This window comes from Spirosoma pulveris, from assembly GCF_054781875.1.
The window spans coordinates 1-22,804 of the sequence record NZ_BAAGTO010000025.1; the positions used below are offsets into that span (position 1 = coordinate 1).

General features: G+C 45.1%; 19 protein-coding genes. 12 read left to right on the forward strand and 7 right to left on the reverse strand.

Translation table 11 applies throughout. The features are described 5' to 3' along the window. Positions 1-240: 240 nt before the first annotated feature. From ACYVJM_RS31130 to ACYVJM_RS31150, 5 genes are all read right to left on the reverse strand, one after another. On the reverse strand, positions 241-2,619 hold the full coding sequence (locus tag ACYVJM_RS31130) for a S41 family peptidase (protein WP_461152023.1): 2,379 nt from the start codon (positions 2,617-2,619) through the stop codon (positions 241-243). A gap of 158 nt (positions 2,620-2,777) precedes the next feature. Beyond that, positions 2,778-3,626 carry a helix-turn-helix domain-containing protein gene (locus ACYVJM_RS31135; protein ID WP_461152024.1) on the reverse strand — a complete coding sequence of 283 codons (849 nt, stop codon included), beginning with the start codon at positions 3,624-3,626 and terminating at the stop codon, positions 2,778-2,780. Between the two features lie 253 nt (positions 3,627-3,879). Beyond that, on the reverse strand, positions 3,880-4,932 hold the full coding sequence (locus ACYVJM_RS31140; RefSeq protein ID WP_461152025.1) for an NAD(P)H-dependent flavin oxidoreductase: 1,053 nt from the start codon (positions 4,930-4,932) through the stop codon (positions 3,880-3,882). A gap of 252 nt (positions 4,933-5,184) precedes the next feature. Beyond that, positions 5,185-6,942 (reverse strand): T9SS type A sorting domain-containing protein, encoded by a 1,758-nt coding sequence (locus ACYVJM_RS31145; RefSeq protein WP_461152026.1) that lies wholly within the window; start codon positions 6,940-6,942, stop codon positions 5,185-5,187. Between the two features lie 699 nt (positions 6,943-7,641). Beyond that, the gene (locus tag ACYVJM_RS31150) at positions 7,642-8,487 is read right to left on the reverse strand and encodes a hypothetical protein (protein ID WP_461152027.1); all 846 of its coding nucleotides are present in this window, start codon (positions 8,485-8,487) and stop codon (positions 7,642-7,644) included. 726 nt (positions 8,488-9,213) lie between these two features. Between ACYVJM_RS31150 and ACYVJM_RS31155 the strand changes: the two genes are divergently transcribed. From ACYVJM_RS31155 to ACYVJM_RS31195, 9 genes are all read left to right on the forward strand, one after another. After that, positions 9,214-10,185, forward strand: a complete 972-nt coding sequence (locus ACYVJM_RS31155; RefSeq protein WP_461152028.1) for a RepB family plasmid replication initiator protein — start codon at positions 9,214-9,216, stop codon at positions 10,183-10,185. A gap of 27 nt (positions 10,186-10,212) precedes the next feature. Then, positions 10,213-10,704, forward strand: coding sequence for a lipocalin-like domain-containing protein (locus ACYVJM_RS31160; RefSeq protein WP_461152029.1), 492 nt, complete (start codon positions 10,213-10,215; stop codon positions 10,702-10,704). A gap of 456 nt (positions 10,705-11,160) precedes the next feature. After that, entirely contained in the window at positions 11,161-12,291 is a 1,131-nt protein-coding gene (locus ACYVJM_RS31165) for a tyrosine-type recombinase/integrase (RefSeq protein WP_461152030.1), read from the forward strand. 565 nt (positions 12,292-12,856) lie between these two features. Continuing rightward, a complete protein-coding gene (locus ACYVJM_RS31170; RefSeq protein ID WP_461152031.1) occupies positions 12,857-13,912 on the forward strand; it encodes a GNAT family N-acetyltransferase in 1,056 nt (351 codons plus the stop codon). A gap of 53 nt (positions 13,913-13,965) precedes the next feature. After that, positions 13,966-15,375, forward strand: coding sequence for a sensor histidine kinase (locus ACYVJM_RS31175; RefSeq protein WP_461152032.1), 1,410 nt, complete (start codon positions 13,966-13,968; stop codon positions 15,373-15,375). Beyond that, entirely contained in the window at positions 15,375-16,103 is a 729-nt protein-coding gene (locus ACYVJM_RS31180; protein ID WP_461152033.1) for a LytR/AlgR family response regulator transcription factor, read from the forward strand. The genes ACYVJM_RS31175 and ACYVJM_RS31180 overlap by 1 nt, the downstream gene beginning before the upstream one ends. 308 nt (positions 16,104-16,411) lie before the next feature. Next, positions 16,412-16,726 carry a hypothetical protein gene (locus ACYVJM_RS31185; RefSeq protein ID WP_461152034.1) on the forward strand — a complete coding sequence of 105 codons (315 nt, stop codon included), beginning with the start codon at positions 16,412-16,414 and terminating at the stop codon, positions 16,724-16,726. 634 nt (positions 16,727-17,360) lie between these two features. After that, positions 17,361-17,738, forward strand: coding sequence for a hypothetical protein (locus ACYVJM_RS31190; protein ID WP_461152035.1), 378 nt, complete (start codon positions 17,361-17,363; stop codon positions 17,736-17,738). A gap of 136 nt (positions 17,739-17,874) precedes the next feature. Then, entirely contained in the window at positions 17,875-18,147 is a 273-nt protein-coding gene (locus ACYVJM_RS31195; RefSeq protein WP_461152036.1) for a helix-turn-helix domain-containing protein, read from the forward strand. 210 nt (positions 18,148-18,357) lie between these two features. Here ACYVJM_RS31195 and ACYVJM_RS31200 read toward each other — a convergent pair whose 3' ends face one another. Together ACYVJM_RS31200 and ACYVJM_RS31205 are read right to left on the reverse strand one after the other, a co-directional pair. Then, positions 18,358-19,011, reverse strand: coding sequence for a response regulator (locus ACYVJM_RS31200; RefSeq protein WP_461152037.1), 654 nt, complete (start codon positions 19,009-19,011; stop codon positions 18,358-18,360). Positions 19,012-19,158: 147 nt separating this feature from the next. Beyond that, complete coding sequence (locus ACYVJM_RS31205; RefSeq protein ID WP_461152038.1) at positions 19,159-20,004, reverse strand: sensor histidine kinase; 846 nt, start codon at positions 20,002-20,004, stop codon at positions 19,159-19,161. A 995-nt stretch (positions 20,005-20,999) separates the two neighbouring features. On the opposite strand from ACYVJM_RS31205, the gene ACYVJM_RS31210 reads away from it, so the two are divergent. The 3 genes from ACYVJM_RS31210 (at position 21,000) to ACYVJM_RS31220 (ending at position 22,714) form a co-directional block, all read left to right on the forward strand. Continuing rightward, a complete protein-coding gene (locus ACYVJM_RS31210) occupies positions 21,000-21,782 on the forward strand; it encodes a hypothetical protein (protein WP_461152039.1) in 783 nt (260 codons plus the stop codon). Positions 21,783-22,004: 222 nt separating this feature from the next. Then, positions 22,005-22,304: a transposase gene (locus tag ACYVJM_RS31215; RefSeq protein ID WP_461152040.1), complete on the forward strand. Its 300-nt coding sequence runs from the start codon at positions 22,005-22,007 to the stop codon at positions 22,302-22,304. 14 nt (positions 22,305-22,318) lie between these two features. Continuing rightward, positions 22,319-22,714 carry an IS3 family transposase gene (locus ACYVJM_RS31220; protein WP_461152041.1) on the forward strand — a complete coding sequence of 132 codons (396 nt, stop codon included), beginning with the start codon at positions 22,319-22,321 and terminating at the stop codon, positions 22,712-22,714. The last annotated feature ends 90 nt before the right edge of the window (positions 22,715-22,804 follow it).

Consider the following 22,804-nt stretch of genomic DNA (forward strand, 5'->3'; position numbering starts at 1 on the left):
TTTTCTGGGCTTTGGCGTGCTTTTTCTCAACTAAGCAGGGTAGACAATGGTAGAAAATCTCATTCGCCAATTCAGCCGCTGAAAAATCGATGTTGGAAGCAGAGTTGTGCAACAGCCACGAGCGTTTCGTGAGATGAAGCAAATGAGTGTGGGACTTGCTAAGTAAAGTGTTAGGTAAACAGAAAGTCGGTCCTGACAAACATAGAAAAAGAAGTTACAAGCACGTTGATTGAACAACCTCTAGCGCCTCTGTTGCTCAATGAAGAGCAAGGCCCGCTGTAAGACTTCGTCTTGACCACCTAGAACGCCTTGAATGGTCAGCGAAACGGGAAGGTCGATCTTCACCCCTAAGCGTTGATTCGGCGTGCCGTCGGGATAGTAAACCGCAAAACCCGAATAGCGGGATTCGTACCCTCCAGCCATCAGAATCGTGTTTGACACCCCATTAGCGCCAACCGTAGGTAAACCAATCGTCGTGGGATGAAGTACTTTTTGCCATGCTATAATATTCGTCTCCGCTTGGCTGGCATTCTGCCCACACAGCAACACGAAACGCTTATCGCGGTCTACAGTCACATACGAACGTAAGGGCGAGACCATTTCGGCTTCCAGGGTTACGGCATTACGGCTCAAGACCGGATGCGTGATCTCGGGAAAGGCATTGATACAGACCGTATCGATTTTACTCATGAAAGGAGCCGCCAGGGTGGCCACGATGGCCTCATCGCGGGGGTAGCCCCGGGCATCCAGAATAATGTATTTTCGTCCCTTCAGAGCCTGCCAGACGCTGTCCACCTGGGTACTGTAAATACTGTTGACCCGCACGTAACCCGTGCTGTCGTTCAGGCTGCGCCAATACGGCTTGGGTACGGCCGGATAGTAAACGCGCCTAAAGGCGGCCAAGTAAGCACTTTTAGCCACCGGTGCTACGGGCATGGTCAGGGGTTGGCCCGCCCGCATAATCGTGATGGCAAACGGCTGTGGTCCCGACCGGCTCACCAAGGGAATCTTGTGCAACACATCGCGGTAACTGCTCTCATTGGAGCTGCCTTCATACTGCTGCCATCGCTGATAGAGTGTATCGATGGCGATGCCATCGATCGCGATTAGTTGATCGCCGACCTGTAAGTTGGCCGCTCGATGGGTAGAGTCAGCAATGAGTTGGACCAAGATAGTTTTGCCTTCAATATATTTGATGCAGAAGGGAGCATAGAACTCATTAATCCCCGGGGGTGGTAGGACTCCATGCTGATACAGTACCTCGGCATGACCATCGTTGAGCCGGGCACTCAATTCGCGTAACAGCCAATAATAGCTTTTATAATCGCGGGCAAACAGAAAACGAGGGGCAAAGTAGCTCAGCAGCGTATCCCAATTTCCCCTGATCAAGGGTTTGTTGGGGCAGAAGTAGTGGATCACATTCCAAAAGTTAAACAAGGCCGCTAAGCGAAGTTTGCGATTGGGATATAGGGTATCGGAATAGGTTGGCTGGGGTAGTCGTATATACACCGTATTGGCAATCGGGGTGGGGTTTCGCTGCGGGGGCTTCTGGAAAAGGACTCGACCGTACTGAATTAATTCATCGGTTGTTAACAGATTGGCCGCCTGTAGCACCCGGTCAGGGGGTGTGCCTAATGTCCCGTCTTCATAGATTTGCTCGCCGACCTTAATCTTCACCCGGACTTGATCTGCCAGAGGTAGGGTGTAGTAGTCCCCCTTGAGGTAATCAGGTATGGGTCCCTCAAAGAGCAGGTAACAACCATTCCGGTTGCGCAGGGCCAGCAGGGCTTTCAGCGTATTGGCGTTGTTATATTGATTCACGATAAAGCAAAACCGCTTCCCCCTAAAACGGGATTTGCCTTTTAAGAGATACGCCCCCTGGGAGGTATTCTTGAGGCCAAACCGTTCCTGGTACCAGTAATTGGGGTCGCCCCCCCGATCCCGGGCGGGGATGACATCCAAATCATCGGAAAAGTTTTGCCGTAAGTAGGCATGATAATACGCCGTCCGGAGTGTGGGGAGAATAAGCGTGCGATCAATCAGGCCCGCCACTAAGGGCTGCACAAAAGCCGTATATTGTTGAAGACCTAAGCGTTCGTTTTCGGCTTGATTGCGCAGGTCAATCATCCAATAGGGTTGGGTAAGCTGCGGGGCTGTCAAGAAGGAGTCCAGGGAGTAAGCGCCCGTAAAGCGCTCTTGCGGCAGGGCGATATAGCCGATTGTAGCGGGGAGTGGCCGGGCAGGCTTACCGGATTTAGCACGAGCGGATTGCATGATGGATGGGGCGGACTCAATCTGTGTCGTCGTATCGCCTACCAGCCGGAGCATACTCTGAATGGTACGGACAAAGTTAGCTTTGGATGGATTGTCTAATAGGGGATCGAGCGTTTTGAGCAGCAACTGATCGGCTTGAAGCGTGCCTTTCATCAACTGGGGATGGAAGTATTTAAGTGCGCCCCATAGCTTGCCAATGTCGGCTACCCGTTGGGTAGCCGGTGCATTCCAAACCGCCGTGTCGTAGGGGGTAAATAAGCTGGTTTCAGCCGGGATGGGGGGTTGCGCCTGGGTGACCAAGGCGAGTAGGCAACTAACAAATGACAAAGAAAGAAAACGGTTCATAAACAGCGTACGGGTGAAGTCCATACATCAGCAGATTGACAAGTAGGCGAAGACAGTCGCCAAGGCGCGTTGGCCCTGCGAACTACTTCTCTTTAAGTCTCCGCTGAGGTAAACAGACCGCAAAGCTACGTCCGCTAATGCGGGTAAAATTGTAAAAATCATGCAGCCCGAGTCTGGGTAGTGATCCAGATAAGCTCGTTTTGTTCAACCGTTGCTTTTTGTTGGAGTTGCTTGGGGGTGTAGCCGGTTAACTGCTTGACGTGTTTGATGCAATGCGCCTGGTCATAGTATGCACTGCCATAGGCTACTTGGGTCAAGTTGGGACGAAGGGGGGCCTGTAAGTCCGTCAAGGCATGCCGGAATCGAACGGTCTGCCCAAACAGTTTAGGACTCTGGCCCACCTGCTCCATAAATAGTCGGTACAAGGTGGAAGGATTGATTCGGAGTGTCGCGGCTAGCTGCTCAATAGGTTGACCGGTTGGTCGCTGGCCAATGAGTTGCAACGAAGCAGTGGCCAGGGGATTTAAGCTAGTATACCGAATTCGATCCACTAAGAACGCTTCCAGTACGCTGGCGCGTTGGGACGCTTCGTCTAGACTGAAGAGCTGATCGAGCAATGAGATTGACGAGGAGCCGAACAGATCACTGAACACATGTTCGGATTGGCGGAGTTGGTTGTAATCTTCAGCGGTAAACGCTCGTAGCGCTGCCGGACGAAACAAAATGCAAACCTGATCTATCCCGCCTTGGATGTGGACGGTAAAGGGCTGTTGGTGAAAGCCATATAAACGGCTCCTACTCTGCTCGCCGGGCTTGACCCCACACTGATTCAGGCCGGAATAAGGATCGTAGGTAATCCGATTATTTTTATAGATGGCCAGGCATAGATTGGTATTGGGAAAGGTCGTATAGGAGAAGGACGCCTGATCACTTTTGTTGAAGAACAAGAAGGACTGCACATATGGCTTTAAGCGAGGATGTGAAACGGGTATGATAAGTGTCCGCATGAATAGCAAGTGCTAGCTCTAGTTTATGAGAAGATAGGGCGCTTACGTATAGACTCATGTTTGATTGATAGGTTGCACCCTTTCTGGTTTTAATCACTTTCTATGGAATTTTCACCGAACTGTGTTGCAAGAAACGCCCATTTTTTAAAGCAGATGCATGAACGTTCCTTCGTCTCACCTAGGAGCGTTTGGTGAGATTGATGATGTAGTTTTACTCAGTATGTAGTATACTTCTGTATCACTTTAAATAAAACTACAGTATATCCTTTAATGTCGATACTAAAGATAAAAAGATATCGCTTGACTTACCCCTTTGACTCCGGCAAGCCGATTGACCCGACCAAAGAGAGATAGAATCAACCAGATTATGTTGTTGGCCATGAGCCCGCATAGGCGCAGTCAAGCTATTTTGATAGGTGTAATAAGGAGTAGAGATTCCCGATTGCTCAACTCGCTTCATGAAGCCATTCTTTATGCCTCTGGCCCAACGGCCCGTAAAGGCTTTTGTTAGAGCCGAGGAAGTATCCGTCGAACCTAGAACGGCTACTTTGTAAGCTTCACTAGCCGCACTTTCATCGCTGGTAATAAACAGACTACCTAACTGAACCCCGGCTGCTCCCAAAATAAAGGCCGCTTTGATTGTACGATCATCAAACAGGCCACCCGCTGCAATAACGGGTACTGAAACCGCATCAACCACCTGGGGCAGCAACGCGATAAGTCCTACTTGGGGCAGCGCTTCATCGGTTAAGAAACTACCCCGGTGGCCACCCGCTTCGATGCCTTGAGCCACAATAGCATCTACTCCCAGTTGATCAAGTAAAATAGCTTCCCGGACACTGGTTGCCGTCCCAATTAGCTGGCAGCCCTGACTCTTTAACCGGTCAATTTCATGGGGTTCGAGCAGGCCAAAGGTGAAACTAACTACCCGTACTTGTTCAACTAGTAGCACCTCTAGCTGATCTTTATAACTATAGAAAGTAAAGTCCGACACTGATTTAGGGTCAAAGGGAATACCCAATTCTTGGTGAACGGACCTCAGTAACTGTTGAATATCATCTAGCTGAGTTTGAGCAACGGCAGTAGTTGTGTCGTGGGTAAATAGATTGACGGCAAAGGGCTTTTCGGTTTTTTCTTTGGTGAGTTGGATCAGTTCAGCTGTTCTATCGGGCGAGAGGCCACCGACGGGCAAGGAGCCTAAACCACCAACATCGGCAATCGCGGCCACCATATCGGGGGTAGTCACTCCTAACATGGGTGCTTGGATGATTGGGTACTTAACGGGTAAGATTTGAGTTAATTGCATGACTGAAGTTGTAGGTTGACGTTGAAATAAGCGGATTACAACTTACATCTAAGTTCCGTAAAGCTCAAGTTTGCAATAGTAGCTCATTTATCGTTAAATACGCCCTACACAATTACTTCATCTCACTTGGGAGCGTTTTTCGAGATATCCACTTATTTAATCTCAGTCTACCTTACTCAGTCGCCAACGCTACAGCGCCCACCTGGAAGTCCAGGTGGGCGCTGTAGCGTTGGATGTATGAAGAGCAAGGGCTTACTGCTTCAGAATTTTCACCGTCTGGCTGTGGGTTGGCGTGCTTACCCGCAGCAGCAGCACACCAGCCCTCTGACTGCCGAGGTTCATCGTATGGCGCTCCAACCAGCCCGCCTGCTCAACCTGTTGCGTCTGCACCAACCGACCGCTGCCATCAAGTAGTTCATAGTGCAGGGGTTGCCCCTGAGCCCCATTGACTTCAACCACCACCTCGCTGCCCGTCACCGGGTTGCCCAGCACCCGTACCTGCCAGCCACCCTCCACAGAGGCCTCCACCCGACCGGCAGCCAGGCGGGCCGCCCCCGGATTGGTTACCACAAAGCAGATCCGCCGGGACATACCGGCCGTATCCGTGCCACCCACGCCCCAGTAGGGCGTGGCCACCAGCGTGTAAGACCCCACCTCAGGGGTCCAGCCCTGGTTGTCCCCCTGCGTATCCCCGAACAAAGCGTAGGGAGCCACCTCTTCCACCTGCCGACGCGTCTGCCGACCGCTCAGCTCAAAGATCACCGAGTCAACCACAGCCGGCTCGGTAACCGCCTGGATGTTCAGATTGCGGGTGGGCAGACGCGAGAGGTCTACCTCCTGCCCATCGGTCAGCTCCTGAATGGGCTGATCGGTGTCGGCGTTGATGAGCCAGAAGTGGGTTAGCGGCTGGCCATCCGGCTGATCGACCACCGTGAAGGCCACTGTCAGGGCGGTACCAGCGGTTCCTGTAGCCTTGGCTCCGGCATAGGGTATAGCCGTCAGGGCGTAGGTCCCCACAGCGGGTGTCCAGCTTTGGTAGTCCCCCTGGTTATCGCCAAACAGGGCATAAGGAGCTACTCTTTCCACCCCCTGGTAGGTCTGCTGACCACTCAGGCTGAAGGCAACCGAACCTACCACAGCGGGTTCGGTGAGGGCCTGGATGTTGAGGTTACGCGTGGGCAAACTGGCCAGGTTGAGTTGGGTACCGGCGGTCAGCTCCTGGATGGGCTGGTCAGTATCGGCGTTGATGAGCCAGAACTGGGCCAGCTGCTGGGTGACCACTACGGTGGCCCGCGCGGCGGCACTGCTGCAACCCGCCTGCTCACAGGTGGCCCAGTAGGTAAAGCTGCCTGGGGTGTTGGTGGAGACCCGCAGGGTGGAGCCACTCCCGCCTGACCAGTTGATAGTGCCCCCCGCGCAGCCCGAGACGGTTAGCACCACTTCGGCCGAGTTCTGGCTAACGGTTAAGCTGGCTACGCCGCCCGGATAGGCCTGTCCTGCCAGGGAGAGCAGACTGGGCGGCTCGGGCAGGGCGTTGACCGTCAGCGAGACGGTTGCCGTATCGGTCAGGTTGTTGGCATCGGTCACCACGACGCTCACCGACACCGGCCCGGCACTGGTGGCCGTAAAGATAACGGCCTTGGCGGTGGGGTAGCTCAGGACTCCCGGGCTGTCGCTGCTCCACTGGTAGGTGTAGGGAGCGGTCCCGCCACTCACCTGAGCCGTTAGACCGGTCGTACTGCCCACACACAAGGCACTCTGGCTGGCGGTGGCACTGACCAGAGGGGGCTGAGCGAGGGGCGGGATAAGGGCCAGACTAAAGCCAGTCGAGGGAACGCTGTTGCCGGCACTGGGGGCCACCCACGAATAGGAACCCGCTTGCTCTTGGATACCATACACGGTTTGAGCTCGTACACTCAGGGCGCTCATCAGCCCCAAGGCCAGCCCCAGTAGACAGGCAGACCGGTAAGCTGGGTTTGTAGGTGAAAATCGGGTAAAGGTGTTTTTCATAGGTGTTAGGCTTGGAAACTAAACGGGTTAATTGGCAGAAGTACTCGAGTAAAGTGGTAAAGACATCGTTGGCGGCTCAAAGGTCTGTTAAGGTTGGTATACCTGAGCTGGAAAAGACCAGAGGTAAGTGGGACCGATAGCCATATGGCTGGGTTAGGCTGGCCATAAGATCGATCTCAGGCGACAGGACCCTAAAGTAGTAAAATAGAGGTAAGTATGAATCCTTTTGGAAGCAAGGATTAAGTAAAACTAGCCAAAGGGGCCAGTATATTTACTCATATCAAAGTTAACTAACCCGTTGTTGCTGTGGTAGCTTCAGGTGTATACAAGGGAGGTGTGGAAGATCCGGCTGGTGGTGTCGGTCGTGGTTTTTTCTTTTTACTTAGGAAGATGCCTTCGTCCTTTATGGCCAAATGTACTGCTGGACTAACCGTTTTGCAAAATGCCCGTTTTAAGCAACCATGAGCCCAACTTCAGCCAGTTACGTCAATACTAGCCAGGCTTAGTCTCAAATTGTTATCTCAAAAATCAACGTCTCTTTTTCAAAGGAGGGTATGAGTTTGTGAGACTATTATTTGCTAAATGAGAAGTTATAGACTTCTTCGCATACCTACCCTGTTCTGTCTTACGACTAGTAAAATGCACTCTTATTCATATTTAATATAACTACCTGTAAGTATCGCCAGCACACTGAACTCGTCAAGGTTCATCAAACAAAATTAACTGGGCCTGATCATTCGCTGGAGTTAATAGGCCAAACGCTTCCTGGCTTTCTAACTCGGTCCGTGGCCGAGCGTAAAGCCATTTAGGCCCTGATGTACTTTTAAGCGAAAACCGGTTCAGGTAATTCTCGATTTCCTTGTTCTGCTGCGGATGCACCCGGTTTATTTCTGCCATGTTGACAAAAATAACGTTTTGCTTACTCTGAGTGATGTTACCAACCCGATCACGAATATGGTGTAGCAAGTGCTCTGAGGCATTGTCATACTCACCGGTTGGCAACTGGTATTTATAGCTGATATATAAGTAAGCATACCCCCGCTGGTAGGTTGAAACGGCTAACTCATATTTAGCTGATTGTTGCTGAACTTGCTGCCAGGCTTCTATTTCCTGCTGGGCATTGTATATTTTACGACGAGATTCAGCCTGGGCCAGTGGCGGTAAGTGGTCTATCTTATTCTGTAGCTGGTTAATTGATAATAACAAGCCATTGAGATAGTCATTAATATGTTCGTCGCGTTCTTCTTCTGTGAGGTCATGAGGCTTTTTGAGCCAATATTTATGCTTACTGAAAAAACTCATGCGTACAGCTGGCCGGCCATAGTTGATCAGTTTCACGGTTTTGCATCCAAAGTCCCGCCAAATGGCGAAATCAGCCATGTATTTACTATCGACAAAATGAATGTCGCCACATTCCTGCCAATTACCCTCTATATCCCATTCATCCCGGTCAGGTCTAAGTTTCGGAACTTTAGTAATTTGTTCTGATAAACCTGTTAGTAAGAACTGATACTCCTTTTCAGTAAATTTTGTCTTTTTCTTCATGGCGGAGAAGGGTGAATTTTGTATAAAGATAATTACCTTTTTATTTTACTCTGAGAGTAAAACTAATTTTTATGAAATACTTTTTCATTTTCTGATTCAAAAATTTGATCCTCAATTCATGAGTAGACTGATCACCTCAATACACCTTTGATCAATTACAACTTGTTTTTTTTTTAATTGTTCTGAAATTGAGAACTTGATTATTTGATACTTGTAAGTCATTTTCTATGTGGGTAACTATCTATAGAACAATTAGTTACGAAAGTTTCAATTAATATAAGGCAAGATCCAGGTAGGTTTTAGCAAGAAGTAGGTAGGTTTAGGCAAGATAGAAGTAGGTTAAAGTAAGATGATGGTAGGTTCAGGCAAGACAGAAGTATCCACAATTGACCTTTTAAGCAAGATGGAAGTAGATTTGAGCAAGATAGAAGTAGGTTTAAAGCAAGATGCATATACACTCAGGATGCTTTAAATATAAATTTCAGTTAATTATATACATGACATTTTTAACACCTAATAACAATATGTTACTCATATTATTCGTTAAATTTTAGTAAGTACAACAGGTAAAACAAGCTAAATGTAAATTACTAATAATCAGATATATAGATAAGTAAAGCAATATAAAAGTAGGTTAATGAAGTAAAGTAAAGCAAGATAGGGACTTTCTATATTGCTTTGATAGCGATTATTCATATTTTTGAGCTAGACTTACCAGGAAATAACATGGGAGAACTCGTCCACATTCAAGAGCCGCTCCGGCTACTATTATCTCGAAACAACTTCGACTTACTAGAAAGGCGAGTTTATTGGCTGATACTCAGGCATATTAAACAGCTTCAAACCTTGAGGCCTGCTGAAGTCGAAACCCTTCCAAGTGAATTTCCGGCATTCAAGATTCCCATTACTGATTTACAACTACCTAATTCCTCTTCCGAGGTTAATTACTCGACATACAAGAGGGTTGCCCAGCGACTTACATCCCGGCAACTATACCTTGATTCCCCAGCGCAGCACGAGTTTACGTCAGTGGTCGTTTTTCCAATGGCCCGCTATAGTAAAGGTGTATTAACGGTTGAGGTTAATAAACACTTGGTGCCTTACATGATCGACTTAAGTAAGGGGTATACCAAGCTCCAACTTCAAGCAGCCTTGTCCCTTAATAGTCAGTACGCTCAGAATTTATATACGAGACTCTGTAAGTTCCTTGATACAGGTATCTGGCGGGTTAGCGTTACAGATTTGAAAGACATCCTCGACGCCCAACAATACGTTCGCTGGTCTAACTTCAAGCAGACCGTATTGGCTCGGGCGATGGAAGAAATCAATCAGAAGACGGATATCGAAGTTTTCGTCAACGAAAAGAGAGAAGGCCGCTTTATCACGACGCTCATTTTTACGATAAAGAGGCAGTCTCGAAAAGACAACAAAGCATTTGATGCCTTTAACGAGGAAATGGACATGGTGTATGCTCAACCGACTGAAGAACTTCAGAGTAAAGCAACTCAAATATTACTTCAGAACTATCGATTCACTAGTGCCCAGATGCGAGAAATCGTCAGTAATGAAAACTTACTACAAGAATTTATTCGGCTCGACGTGTTGATCCAGAAGGGGTTCATTGATGTAAAGACGAATCCAACCAGGTACATCGCCGGCATCTTATTTAAAAAACCGAAAGTTGCGGCTACCAAGTAAGTTAAGTGAATTTATTACTCAACGATTATGATACGATTGACACTACCAAGAGCCTGCACGCTGTTGTGTTTGCTTCTGCTAGCTGGTTGTTCAAAAGAGAATGCCGGGCCAGCAATCGACTCCGCACAGATAGTCGGTAGCTGGCAGATTACCACGATTACGGCTGATCCTGCTGTTACCTCTCCCAACTATGGGAGTACTACAGATGTTCTCCAGCTATATCAGCAAAACATTGGTAAAGATTGTGTGGGCCCAACCCGATACGAATTTGCGGCTGACGGCGCATTACAGCTCACAACCTCGGCGGATTGCCAGAATAGGTTGAACAGTCTTTTCGGATTTACCTCAGCGAACTGGCGCACAAACGGCCAGCAACTACGTGTGGAAGGTAATTACGATGCACTCTCCTATACCGTGACGGAACAAAGTCCGCAGACTATGGTGTGGCAACGAACGGAGTACAACTCCCCGTTTGACGGGAAAACTCATTTGTATACGATCAAGTTGTCAAAGCGGTAAGTTGGGGGGGCCAACATTCGTACGAAATGTTCCGTCAGGCCAACTCTGCGGGTAAAATAACTCGACTTTAAGTGATCGATAGCTTACTTTGGCTGTTTAACCGGGTTTATTTCCCAGAAAATACGTTCAAAAGCTATTAATTTGCCATGCATTGACTCAGTAAATAAATCGAACGTTTCCTTTACCACTTACTTAATTGGCGCCTTACTATTCTTTTATCTTCATGAAGATTATTTCATGGAACATTTCGTACGAATGTTGGCCACTCCCCATCATAAGACGGTAAAACAGAATCAGTTTCTTTCACCGTCTTGTAAATTATAGTTTGCGAGAATTGGTGAAAATAGAATCTTTCACCAATTTTACTTTTATATGGCAGAGATATCTTTAAAAGTAAAACTTACTGAAAGTAACGGAGCTAATCAAGCCCTCGGAAAGATACTTACACGTTACACGGTGAGTCAACTGATTCGCTATTTTGGAGCCGACCTGCCTAAGGCAAGTAATTATCCACGACACGCCAGAGTGTTTGTCGAGTTTTGTTTAAAAGAAGGGTTCGGCATTGACGGATTAAGCTTCACCCGATTCACGGCCGAGTTACCCCCCAACCGGGTATCGCCAATCCGCAAATTTTTACTATTCTACCAGGCGATCGGTTGCCCGAGCGTTGTCGTTGATCCCAAGACCACTAAGTTACCACCGGCAGCCAATGATTTGGTACTACGATTCATTCGCGAAGCGAAAAACCTGCGGGGAGACCGATCCAAAGAAACGTACACCAAAGCACTCAATGCCTTCTTCATGTATGTTCATGAACAGAATGAACTAGGGCAACCGGCCTCGTTCAGTGGATTGATGGTTTCTGATTTCGTACAGCAGTTGAAAGATAATCAATACTCAGCCTTTACCATTAACCTGTACTTATCGGCCGTCAAGCAGTTAGCAACCTGGTGTATCCGTCGACGGGATGACCTGCATCTGGATGAGGATCAACTTAATGCCTTACGCGATATTGGCGATGTACGGGGACTGGCCATTGAGCGAACCTTTTACAAGGATAGCCTGGAGGCTGGGGAAAGGAACCAGATTCTGGGGGATGTTGAGAGTACACGAGATAAGGCCGTTTTTGTTTTACTGGGTCTGGAAGGCCTACGAACCGTCGAAGTGACTCGGTTGAAGCTAAGTGATTTAGACTTCGAAAGACATCAATTACAGGTGTTGGGCAAGGGCAAGAGTACGAAGAAAGCCATAAAATTTTTTGCTGGATGTCGAGATGTCCTACAAAGCTACCTGGAGGAATCAGGCCGGTGGCCCCTTCCCTACGACCGACGCGGAGAATATCTATTTCACGACCTGAAGACTTACCAAATACGATATATCGTAGATAAGCAACTGAAAAAACATGGATTGAAACGAACTGGTATGTCAGCCCACAGTTTACGGCATACCGTCGGCCAGCTCCTATTAGAAGAAGGGGTTAGTCTAGAGCATGTACAGCAACATCTGCGTCATGAAACAATAGAAACAACACAATTTTACACTAAGAAAAAAACCCGAAAAACATATTTCCAGCAAATGCCTGATTGAGGTCTAAATAGGAGCAGTACCCCATTGAGTAACTTGAATGTCAAATAAGTCTTCGTTGATAACCCATTGTAGAAGATCGTTTATGTTAATCCGGAGCATTAAGCCACTGATCAACAAGTTGTAAATATTCAGGATGTTCAGTAACCTGAAAACTAACCTCAAGGTCAAGGAGCCGGATAGCCTGTTCCAAAATTATTTTCTGAGAATCAGTAGGCGCGAAATCAGGCCTGGCTATATCGTGTGATAATTGGCTTAAAGACGACATAAAAAACGTATAGGTCGATTCAGAAACATGCATACTTCTAACTGCCATTGTAGCCCTATTTTCAACATATTCATCCTCCCATAGCTACAATAGCATAGCAATTTTACGCACAAATAAATTTAGCTAACGGTTCCCGTGCCAACTCGGCATAATTGCAGGACAAATAGTGTGTTTGGCAGGACAAACTGGATTTTCCTTTCAGTTGTGGGTATTGAAGTGTCCAGAAGACAAAACAAATACTCTACTAGTTAGCTATATTTAATATTGTATCCATTATGATTTAGGTTGAAGTCAGACCTTATGATTACATCAAAACAGGAAATTCTGTTTAGCCAAGACAGCTTGTCAATAAGCGTATCGGCCGATGCTGATGAGCAAGCCGTTACGTTGCTTGAACAGACCACCTATGGCACAAAAGGCGTTCGTTACCAGCAAACTGGCCAGAAGATTAAACTAAAGCAACTACATAATCCCTACTTTTTTCACCTCTACCAGCATCAGGATTTGATTGGCTTGTACTGTCTGGATCAACGGCCGGTTGATTTCCCAGGTACTTCAGTGAACGGCTTTTATGGTCGTTATCTGGCCGTTCGTGGCGATGTTCAGGGGAAAGGATACGGACAACTACTGAAATCAAGCGCTATAGAGTATATCACCAAAAACGTGTCAGAGCCCTACCTATTTTACTCATACATTGAAGCCAAAAACACCCGTTCTATGGCAGCATCACTTCGGGAAAACTTCGAGTCCGTTGCCAAGTTAAAAACGTTCATGTTCCGGAGATTTGCGCCCAATGTAGATGCCCGCTTTAACCTGGTATCTGTACCGGATACCGACAGAATTCTGAATCTGGTTAAAAAACAGTATAGTGGCTATGGTTTTCAGAACTTTTTGAACATCAATTATAACAATCATTACTTTACTCTGGAAGAGAATGGACACGTATTGGCAGGTGTTCAGGCAAACCCAATCGTCTGGAAACTGATCCACATTCCAGGCAAGCTTGGACCATTCATCCGGAACGTTGCTCCCTATATTCCAGGTCTCAGGCGTTTCTTTAACCCATCAAAACAGGCATTTGTCACGCTGGAAGGTGTTTATTTGGAGGAAGGTCGGTCGGACCTTCTTGCCGTCCTTCTGGAAAGCGTATTGGCTCATTTTAAAGCACACACTGCTATGTGGCAGATAGATGAAAGAGATCCCCTTATTTATTTACTGAATAGTCAGCAGATGGGCCCACTCAGCCAGTTCCAGCCAGGCGTAATAACCCATGTTATGGCTAAGGCAGTGGGTATTCCCTCAATGATCGAATTAGGTAGAGAACCTGTCTACGTATCCAGCTTCGATTATTCATAAAGTAGATGTAGACACGTCATCCAACTACTTTGAGAACCATAAGCCGCTCTCCAATGAATCAATCTGAGACGCAGTTAAAACAATTACTGGAACGGTCTAAAGAACAATTAACCCGACCTTTTTCTAATGTACAGCGTAGATTGCTGTATGTGATCAATATCACCTACCTGACATTAACGCCCATTTTTTTAATCAGCGAAAAGCTAGCTACTGGTTCTTACGTTCCAGACAACCGTCTTTGGTTCATTTATGGATTCGTTTGGTTTGCGAACCTGATTTCGGGGGTTTATGCGTTTGTCACCCTAAAAGGAAACCAGCTATCTATTTTCGGAAGATCATTAGACATATCCAGGCTCAAACGTGGCTCTCGCACGGAGAAGGCTTTACGCTGGCTGAGTGTTGTATCGGTCATGATCATGAGTATAGCCAACATGACAGGTGTTGGCAATCCATCCAATGATTCGCTATTGACCGATTTCGCCCTGGCTCACTCCTTGATCGTTTTGGCAGCCATGATACTGGGCCGGACAGTTATGTGGATCTGGTCGACCGTTGTCATCGTGATTCTGATCTATATAACATTTGGCCAACTGGGCTATTCTTATCGCTATAACTATCTAACTCCAAGTGAGTCGAGCCTGTATGAGAAAGCCTTGTCAAAGCAAGAAGCTTGGGCAGTGAACCGGCAGACGGTGCTGAAAGCTAATCGTCTCAATCCGCCACAAGCGTCGCGTTATTTTAACACGTGGTCTATTTTTATCGTGGTCGCTTCTGCAACAGCCTATTATTTTGCAGGTATAGCACGAGATCTCTTTACGATTATTCCCGAAGTCACCGATGATATCAAGGATGCTATCGAAGCTACCAAAGTGGCGGAAGAACGACGTTTAATTCAACAGCAGGAAACACTAAGTACGGAATTAAAGGCGCTGAAAGCCCAGGTTAATCCGCACTTCCTATATAACACCTTAAATTACTTTTATATCCGTTCTCAGGATGTTGATCCCGAATTGGCCGAGTCGATCATGAAACTTTCCGAAATCATGCGTTACAGCATGCGGGAAGATTTTAATACGGTCAAGTTATCAGAAGAAATCAATTACATGGAGCAGTTCATTAGTCTGCACCAGCTGCGATATCCGCTGTACATTAACTTCAACGTTACAGGCGATATTGATGGAAAGACTATTCTGCCCTTTCTCTACATTGGCTTGTTGGAAAACGCTTTTAAACATGGGAATATGACTGATTCGAAATACCCCTTTTCGATTGATATAAAGGCCAAGAAGGATAGAATTGAGTTCTATACTACTAATCTGAAAAATAAAAAAAAGCGTTTCGAGAGCAATCATATCGGGCTGACCAATACCCGCCAACGGCTGGAGCGCGCTTATGAAAACTACACATTTGACATCAACCAAACAGAGGATACATTTTCGTGTAACCTAATTATTTACTGCTAATGGCTATGACCTGCTTAATCCTCGATGATGAGGAAATATGTGTGAATCTGCTACGCAAATATATTGAGCAAGTGCCTACATTAAATCTAAAGGCTACTTTCACCAACCCAAACGACGCCCTTCTATATCTGGAGCATGAAAAAGTGGACCTTATTTTTCTGGATATGGAAATGCCCAATTATTCTCTCGATGGCTTGGATTTAATTCGTATTCTAGGTGATTCTCAGAATTACATATTTACGACAGGACACCCCAAATATGCGTCGCCTAGCTATGAATATAATGCAATCGATTTCCTTGAAAAACCTTTTCGGTTTGAACGATTCACCAAGTCCGTTCAACGGGCTAAACAAGTACTGAGCATTCTTGCTCTGAGAGATACTACACCAACTGACACATACACGTTTGTGCGGGTGAATGGGAATTTACAGCGGGTAGATTTTGATGATCTATGTTGGGTTGAGAGCGAGCGTAATGGTATCTGGTTTTATACCGAAACGAACCGTTATTACAGCGGACTACCGATTGGTGACATAGAAGCTCGCCTTCTTAAAAATCAATTCATGCGCGTTCATAAATCGTACATTATTCCCATCAGCAAAGCAGAGGTGATCAATAAAGAAACGATTAGTATTCGAAGGCAGGGAAAGCTTCAGGAAATTCCAATTGGTGAAACTTACCGAAAAGAATTTATTTCCGCAATTGAAAACAAGATAATGAGGAAATAGGCTGGGAAACTACTGGTCTAGTGTGATCGATCTTTTGTCAGATAGGCCGATAGACCTACCCTCAAAGCTCCATCAGGGCGATTCCTATACGACCTACTCTTAAAGGGGTTCTACTGTGACCATTGAAAAATTCAAAGGGGGCGACGATTCAAAGAGGGCGACGATTCAAAGATTATAAAGAAGACCAAGTACCGTACCCACATCATAGACAACCAATGTGCCCATATCCAGCAAATAGTTCAGTATTGAAATCGGTTATATAAAAGCTAACTTACGTTCCTTACAATCTTTTCTTCCCTGCTTTACAAATGGAGTACGCTCAACAAATGTTGGCCATAGAGTGCATTAACGCCCTATTCTGGAATTATAACCGTGATGACATTCGGTACCTCAAAGCACACCATCCCGATTTTGCTCATGTTTGGAATTCCTATATTGACCACCTGAGTGGGCAGGATGCCTTCAATATGTTATGGGAATGTTGGATGGTAAAGTTCAACTTGGAAACCAAGAACGGACTGATTGGCTATGCCCTTGAGCGGTACGGAGCCGAAAAGCAGGACTCTCTGGAAAGTGCTTATCAGATGCGCAACTTCTGGAAACGATTCGAAGAGGGGGACTAACCCACAAACTCGCTCATTACCGTCCGAGGAGCCGACACTAGACAAAAAAGTGGAAACCAAATTGGTATCAGAACTTAGGCAAGTGACTGCTAGCTTGACCAATTCAGATAAACACTATACTATCTCGGCGAACTCTTATGAGCATCAAACTTCTAAGGTTTTTTTTGACCAATACGTTAAAAATATGAGCCAGTTGAAGGAGCCGGTCAACTCACTTTTCAGTGAAAATAAACGGTATTTTTTCCAAGTTTGCTTACTTATTATGTCCCCAAACAGCGAATGGAGGGTTTTCTTGAACGGTCCCGCAAAGAACCTTAAAAGGCTTGTAATTTATTAATTTTCAAACGATTATATAGTTCATTTAACGTTATTATCTTGCCTTTAAATGGTCGAATTAATGACAATGGTACAATTGAGCGATACTGGGCAAGTCAATTTAGTAAATGATAAAGGGGTGTAGACAGGTCTATACGCGAATTACAAACGCTCGTTCGTAACCCGTGTCAAGAATAAAAATCATTGATGCCAACTGACTAAACTGGAAATTATTCATCTTGACACCAGAGCCTATCTAAATGGCCCCATTGATTTACTTGAAGATTGCTACTACCTTCGCCTAATACTTAACTTAAAAGTGAATAAATTTGTAACGATTCTTTCATTCAAGACGTTTAAGCAGGTAGCCTACTATACCTTTTGGATAGAAGGTCAAGAGCAATCCGAAACGGATACCTTCTTTAATCAGTTTGAAAATGAACCTACGCTCGCCAGCGATTTGAATTTGCTAGTCGCTTGGATTCAGGAAATTGGTCAGAACCGAGGAGCAAAAAGTCGCTATTTCCGTTTTGAGAATGACGCGTCGGCTCTGCCTCCTCCGGCTAGAATCATGGCCGAATTGGGTAGTAGTTATTGCCAATTTCGCTTGTATTGTATTCGTTTATCGGATGAGATTGTCATCCTGGCCAATGGTGGACTAAAACGAGTCAGACCGTACAGAATAGTCCCCAACTGATGGCTCACTTTCGATTTGCCAATAAAATGGCTCAACAGCTTACTAAGTTGATCCAATCTGGTGAACTGGTACTAGATGGTAAACAAATAGTAGATTTAGAAACGATTGAACTATTGGATTAATCAAACCTACTTATATGGACGCATTCGACCGTATTACCGCCCGGACGCCCGATCAGACTCGGCGTTCAGTCCGTAAAATGCTAGATGTAGCTGATCGTATTCATGCTATTCTTGAGCAAAAGGGGATGACCCAGAAAGATCTGGCCGTTGCCCTCCACAAATCAGAATCGGAAATCAGCAAATGGGTAAGTGGCACGCACAACTTAGAGTTGAAAACTATCATCCGGATTGAAGAAGCCCTGGGTGAAGATATTTTAATGGTGCCTAAGTCTCAAGCAGTAGCTTAACAATCTTCCCTAATCATTTTATTACTTTATAAACGAAGGTTTTCTGGTACAGCTCAGGTAGGGCAATTAAACAATAAAATTTAGCCTTTGTATTGTACTCTAAACTTGTATCCATTTTCAATGTACCGTTTTTCCAGCTCAGATAGGTATGGAATACAGCTCAAAAACGCTTAGCGTAATTCTTTGTCTGGTTACTAATAAAACCCATTTTCATGGCTCAATCAATCCATGTCGTATGGCAACAAGCACCATTCCCACACGAGTTCGAACGTTCATTTTTTGAAATACAGATTCGCGGTAACCATCTACCGTACGAGGACTTACACACATCTTATCGGCGATCTCGATATAAATTAATTCAGTGGTACATGCTAACTTCAGAAATTCGAATTCCCGATCGTTTAAATTGAAGCAGGAAGCAGGATTGCTATTATCGGACGGATTCAAGCTGCGAATAAGTTGTGTAGTTAGGAAATCAGTGTAATGATAGCCTTTCTCCATCACATCGTTTAGGGCCACACGAAGCTCACTCGTCCGACACCCTTTTAGCAGATAACCACGCGCACCATTACGTATCATGCGAATAATGTCCACTTCCTTTGCACTCATGGAAAGCGCCAATACACGTACTGTCGGATACAATTGCCGGAGTTGCCCGGTTGTTTCAAAGCCATCCATTTCGGGCATACTCACATCGACTAAAGCGATATCAGGAACTTGGTTGCCCCCCCGAATTTGATTGAACAAATCACGGCCATTTATCGCCACAAGAAGTACTTCATACTCATCGAATTTACGGATCATTTCGGCCAAGGCCTCAGCTACCAGCTGATGGTCATCGACAATAGCAATTGAAGTAGGCATGAGGAAGATGTCTTAAGCAATAAATAGTTTGAAAGTCAGCATGTTTCTTTACAGAATATAACACCCGGCCCGGGTTGTTCATTTGATTAGGGATTTTTTAGAGTTACTCTCTATGTAATGACCACATTGAACGGGATAACTACTTTCTCAAACCATTCGATTACGGGGTAAACGAATTTGAACACGTGTGCCCCCACCTACCTGGCTATCCACTACACAGGTTCCACCCAGTAACCCAGCCCTTCGATGAAGGTTGTTGAGACCCGCTCCAGCCTTCTCCAAGATTCGGGCGTTGGCCTCTTCAACGTTGAATCCTTGACCATCATCAGCAACGGTAAGTATGAAACTATCAGGCTTATAGTCGGTCGAAACAGTGATAGTATACGCGTTGGCGTGTTTCAACACATTATTGATTGACTCCTGCGCCATCCGCAATAAAACGATCTCGGCTTCTTCGCCTAATGAATACTCGTCTCCCGACATAACAAAGTCTGTGTGTATTCGACCAATCTGTTCTATGCGTTCCAATTCAAGAGTAAGACTAGGCGTAAGTCCAAAACGCCGAACTGTATCATAATCTAAGGTTTTGGAAAGTGCCCGTACATCCATAATAACAGTTTGAACCAAGTCCCGGGTCTGTAATACGGTTTGCTCAATAGCAGGCTCAGGATGTAGATATTTGTCGTCCAATGAATTTAACCGCATCACGATTACGGTTAAGAGCTGGCCAACGTTATCGTGAAGCTCCTGAGCTATTTGTTGAAGTGTCTGATTCTGAGTTTCCAGTTGAGCCTGAAGTAGTTCGCGCTGAAACACTTCTTGCATCAATTGTTTTTCCATTAAGACTTCACGCCGATGCCTGTGGTAATGGATAATAAACCGAACCCCAAACAGAGCCATTAACAGTAAGACGATAATTCCTGTAATGGCCATGATAATAGCCGCACCTGATATAGCTATGAAAACAAACATACTGTGCCAAGTCTCACTCATAATTATTTAAGGGGAAATTGATGAAGCAAACTAAGATAAGAACGCTATAAAATAAGTAACTGAATGTGTATCCTATATAAGCGGCATTACGAGCTAAATCTTCATCAGTCAATCCTGCATAGTTGAGTAGACCGGTAATGAAAAAATTCCCAATAAAATAGAAAAGAAGGCCGACTACCACCCAGAACGTACGATCTTTTTCAGGTCTGTACTGCTTATCATGATTTAACAGTTCCCGGAAATAGACGAAACAGCAATAAGTAACAAAAACACTTTCGACGATATTGAATACGGTACTAAAGTTGTTGACAGGCTCCCATGTTCCAGTAGAGTAAGTATTTACTTTACTAAGAAACCAGAGCAACGGGATGGAAGCTAACACTCTAATTTGTATCGACTTCTGTATGAATGTCTGGTAAAAAAAAATAGCTAATACGGCATAACTTATGATCGAAAAAGGGATGGATGGGGTTAATTTAATGACTATGAGTGAGTTATAATAGTCATCTTCTTGGTTAAGTACACGGGTCTCGTTAGGAAGAAACGGTTTAAATTTCGATGCATTAGGATACCCCGAAGCAAAATGAGCAAGGGGATATAAGATCAGTATCTTTAAGTTAGGGTCAAGACGATTCCAATTAACTAGAATAGCTGCAGTTGTGACAAACGCCAGTGACAAATAGGTCTTGTCTATTATAGATAACTGTATCAACCAATTTATCATAATTAATTTTACAATATAAAATCAGTGGGGTTCTTGGCAATTACTATATTCGACAATGCAGTTAAAATGGACAGTAAAGATCCAACTTTTAAGACAATTTAAGAGGGGAATTCTCCCGTATTAAAGTATTAGCAAGCGGGTGTTTTCCCGTATTTGTTCTGTTGTATTCCAAAATCAACTTGACCTATTTACTTTTGTTTCAGCCTATAATGAAGTACTTGATCTAATATTCCAGACAACTAATGATCGGAGTAATGATTTGACACCATCAATGAATAAATCTCCGCTAAGGCCTATCCCGCAATCGGTTGGAAGTACAATTTTAAACGTACTTATTCTGGCCTTACTTTTACGGATTTTAACTCCAATGGCTTATTGGATTTGTAAGCCAATGGGATTTATTGTGCCACTGCTTTTTATTGGGAGAGCTTATAAGCCGCTAGTTAGGAAGTGTATTTATGGTCAAAAGACAGAATCTGTTTACGTGCCAGATAGAAGGTTTGATTCAGGTCTGCGATATAAGGGAAAAAGATGTATCGTCGATATTGAAAACAAACAATATTTAACTGATCAACAGCGAACAATTGCCAGAGTCGAAGGTGCTTTAAAGTTATGTTTGATATGTCTGGCGATTTTGTGGGTAGCCTTTAGGCCAGAAAAAATAAAGACCAATCCGAAGGCCCCTCTGACAATTGACAATTTAAGTATTGGCACTCCATTAAGCGCGTTGAAAGAACAGCAGAAGAATACGCTAAAATACATGAATGCGAATTGGTGTCAAATCGAGAATGCCGAGTACGCCAAAATTCTTGGAAAGCTTAAAATTTATACAAGAAATAAACGAATTAGTGGAATTACATTTATCCCTTCTGACACGAGCACTAACACAAACAGGCGATTAGCTAAAATACTTTACGCAGAATATGGCGCAGCTCAGGACGCTTCCGACGGTTTCCTGCATTGGGAAAATGATTCTATTAAATTAAGTCTTTACCCAGCACCCTATACCAGTCTTGACCTTCATCGAAATATTAAACTAGTAACCTGGAAATAAATAAGCTTTGTTATAGTGTGGTTCTTTGTGATTATTATGTTGTACGTCGTCAAGTAAAAGTGGACAAATGGGGTGAAAATGGGAAGAGACAATTCAGTAAATTGTTTCATCTATATCACCTTAGCAATGTCCAATTCAGCCAAAACATCCAAAGGCAAACCGGCAACTTCTTTGAGATGGTCTAATAAATCGGCACAGTGAACTTACTTAACTTGCAAGAACATGCAGCCTAAAAACCAACCGCTTAGACGTCGTAAATACGATACTACCTTCAAAGCCGACGTGCTGAAAATGATTGATAATGGCCAGAGCGTGCCATATGTAGCTCAGGCACTAGGCATCAGTGAAGCCCTTATCTACAAATGGAAACAACGGAACAAAGGGGAAGAAAAACATCACTCTTCGGGTCAGGCTTCCGAGGTACTGATTGAGAATCAGCGACTGTTGCAGCGGATTAGTCAACTTGAAGTAGAGCGCGAGATCTTAAAAAAAGCCTTGGGCATTATCAGTCGGCAGACCTGAGGCAACGATATGAGTTGGTAAAGAGCCTGGCTGATGAATTCAAGGTTGAAACGCTGTGCTTGGTACTGGAAGTGAGCCGAACTGCTTACTATCGGTATCTGCGGGGTGGGACTTATCAAGCAACGCCAGAAAAAGCTGCGCATCAACAATTAGTAGAGCAGGTATTCCGTGCACACAAACGACGGTATGGCAGTCGACGTATTACGGCTGAACTTCAGGAAAAGGGATGGGTTTTGGGTCGTCATCAAGTACGGACGTTGATGAAAGCCGTTGGCTTACAGGCTATTCAGCCGCACAGATTTCTATGGATTAAGCAAGGGCTGGTGGATAATTTTTGTCATATTTTTCACCCCGACGAACCACCGTGCAAACACTGTACGTCGTCAAATGAAAGTGGACAAATGGGATGAAAATGAGAAGAGACAATTCAGTAAATTGTTTCACTCAAATCCCCTTGGTTATGTCCAATTCAACCAAAAAATCTCCGCCTAGTCGTTCCA

Excerpts from the sequence above, each read along its gene's own strand:
- ACYVJM_RS31130 (WP_461152023.1), bottom strand. The coding sequence starts at position 2,619 with ATGAACCGTTTTCTTTCTTTGTCATTTGTTAGTTGCCTACTCGCCTTG.
- ACYVJM_RS31195 (WP_461152036.1), top strand. The coding sequence starts at position 17,875 with ATGGACGCATTCGACCGTATTACCGCCCGGACGCCCGATCAGACTCGG.
- ACYVJM_RS31175 (WP_461152032.1), top strand. The coding sequence starts at position 13,966 with ATGAATCAATCTGAGACGCAGTTAAAACAATTACTGGAACGGTCTAAA.
- ACYVJM_RS31205 (WP_461152038.1), bottom strand. The coding sequence starts at position 20,004 with ATGAGTGAGACTTGGCACAGTATGTTTGTTTTCATAGCTATATCAGGT.
- ACYVJM_RS31160 (WP_461152029.1), top strand. The coding sequence starts at position 10,213 with ATGATACGATTGACACTACCAAGAGCCTGCACGCTGTTGTGTTTGCTT.
- ACYVJM_RS31200 (WP_461152037.1), bottom strand. The coding sequence starts at position 19,011 with ATGCCTACTTCAATTGCTATTGTCGATGACCATCAGCTGGTAGCTGAG.
- ACYVJM_RS31140 (WP_461152025.1), bottom strand. The coding sequence starts at position 4,932 with ATGCAATTAACTCAAATCTTACCCGTTAAGTACCCAATCATCCAAGCA.
- ACYVJM_RS31145 (WP_461152026.1), bottom strand. The coding sequence starts at position 6,942 with ATGAAAAACACCTTTACCCGATTTTCACCTACAAACCCAGCTTACCGG.
- ACYVJM_RS31185 (WP_461152034.1), top strand. The coding sequence starts at position 16,412 with ATGGAGTACGCTCAACAAATGTTGGCCATAGAGTGCATTAACGCCCTA.
- ACYVJM_RS31180 (WP_461152033.1), top strand. The coding sequence starts at position 15,375 with ATGGCTATGACCTGCTTAATCCTCGATGATGAGGAAATATGTGTGAAT.
- ACYVJM_RS31135 (WP_461152024.1), bottom strand. The coding sequence starts at position 3,626 with ATGCGGACACTTATCATACCCGTTTCACATCCTCGCTTAAAGCCATAT.
- ACYVJM_RS31150 (WP_461152027.1), bottom strand. The coding sequence starts at position 8,487 with ATGAAGAAAAAGACAAAATTTACTGAAAAGGAGTATCAGTTCTTACTA.
- ACYVJM_RS31215 (WP_461152040.1), top strand. The coding sequence starts at position 22,005 with ATGCAGCCTAAAAACCAACCGCTTAGACGTCGTAAATACGATACTACC.
- ACYVJM_RS31210 (WP_461152039.1), top strand. The coding sequence starts at position 21,000 with ATGAATAAATCTCCGCTAAGGCCTATCCCGCAATCGGTTGGAAGTACA.
- ACYVJM_RS31170 (WP_461152031.1), top strand. The coding sequence starts at position 12,857 with ATGATTACATCAAAACAGGAAATTCTGTTTAGCCAAGACAGCTTGTCA.
- ACYVJM_RS31155 (WP_461152028.1), top strand. The coding sequence starts at position 9,214 with ATGGGAGAACTCGTCCACATTCAAGAGCCGCTCCGGCTACTATTATCT.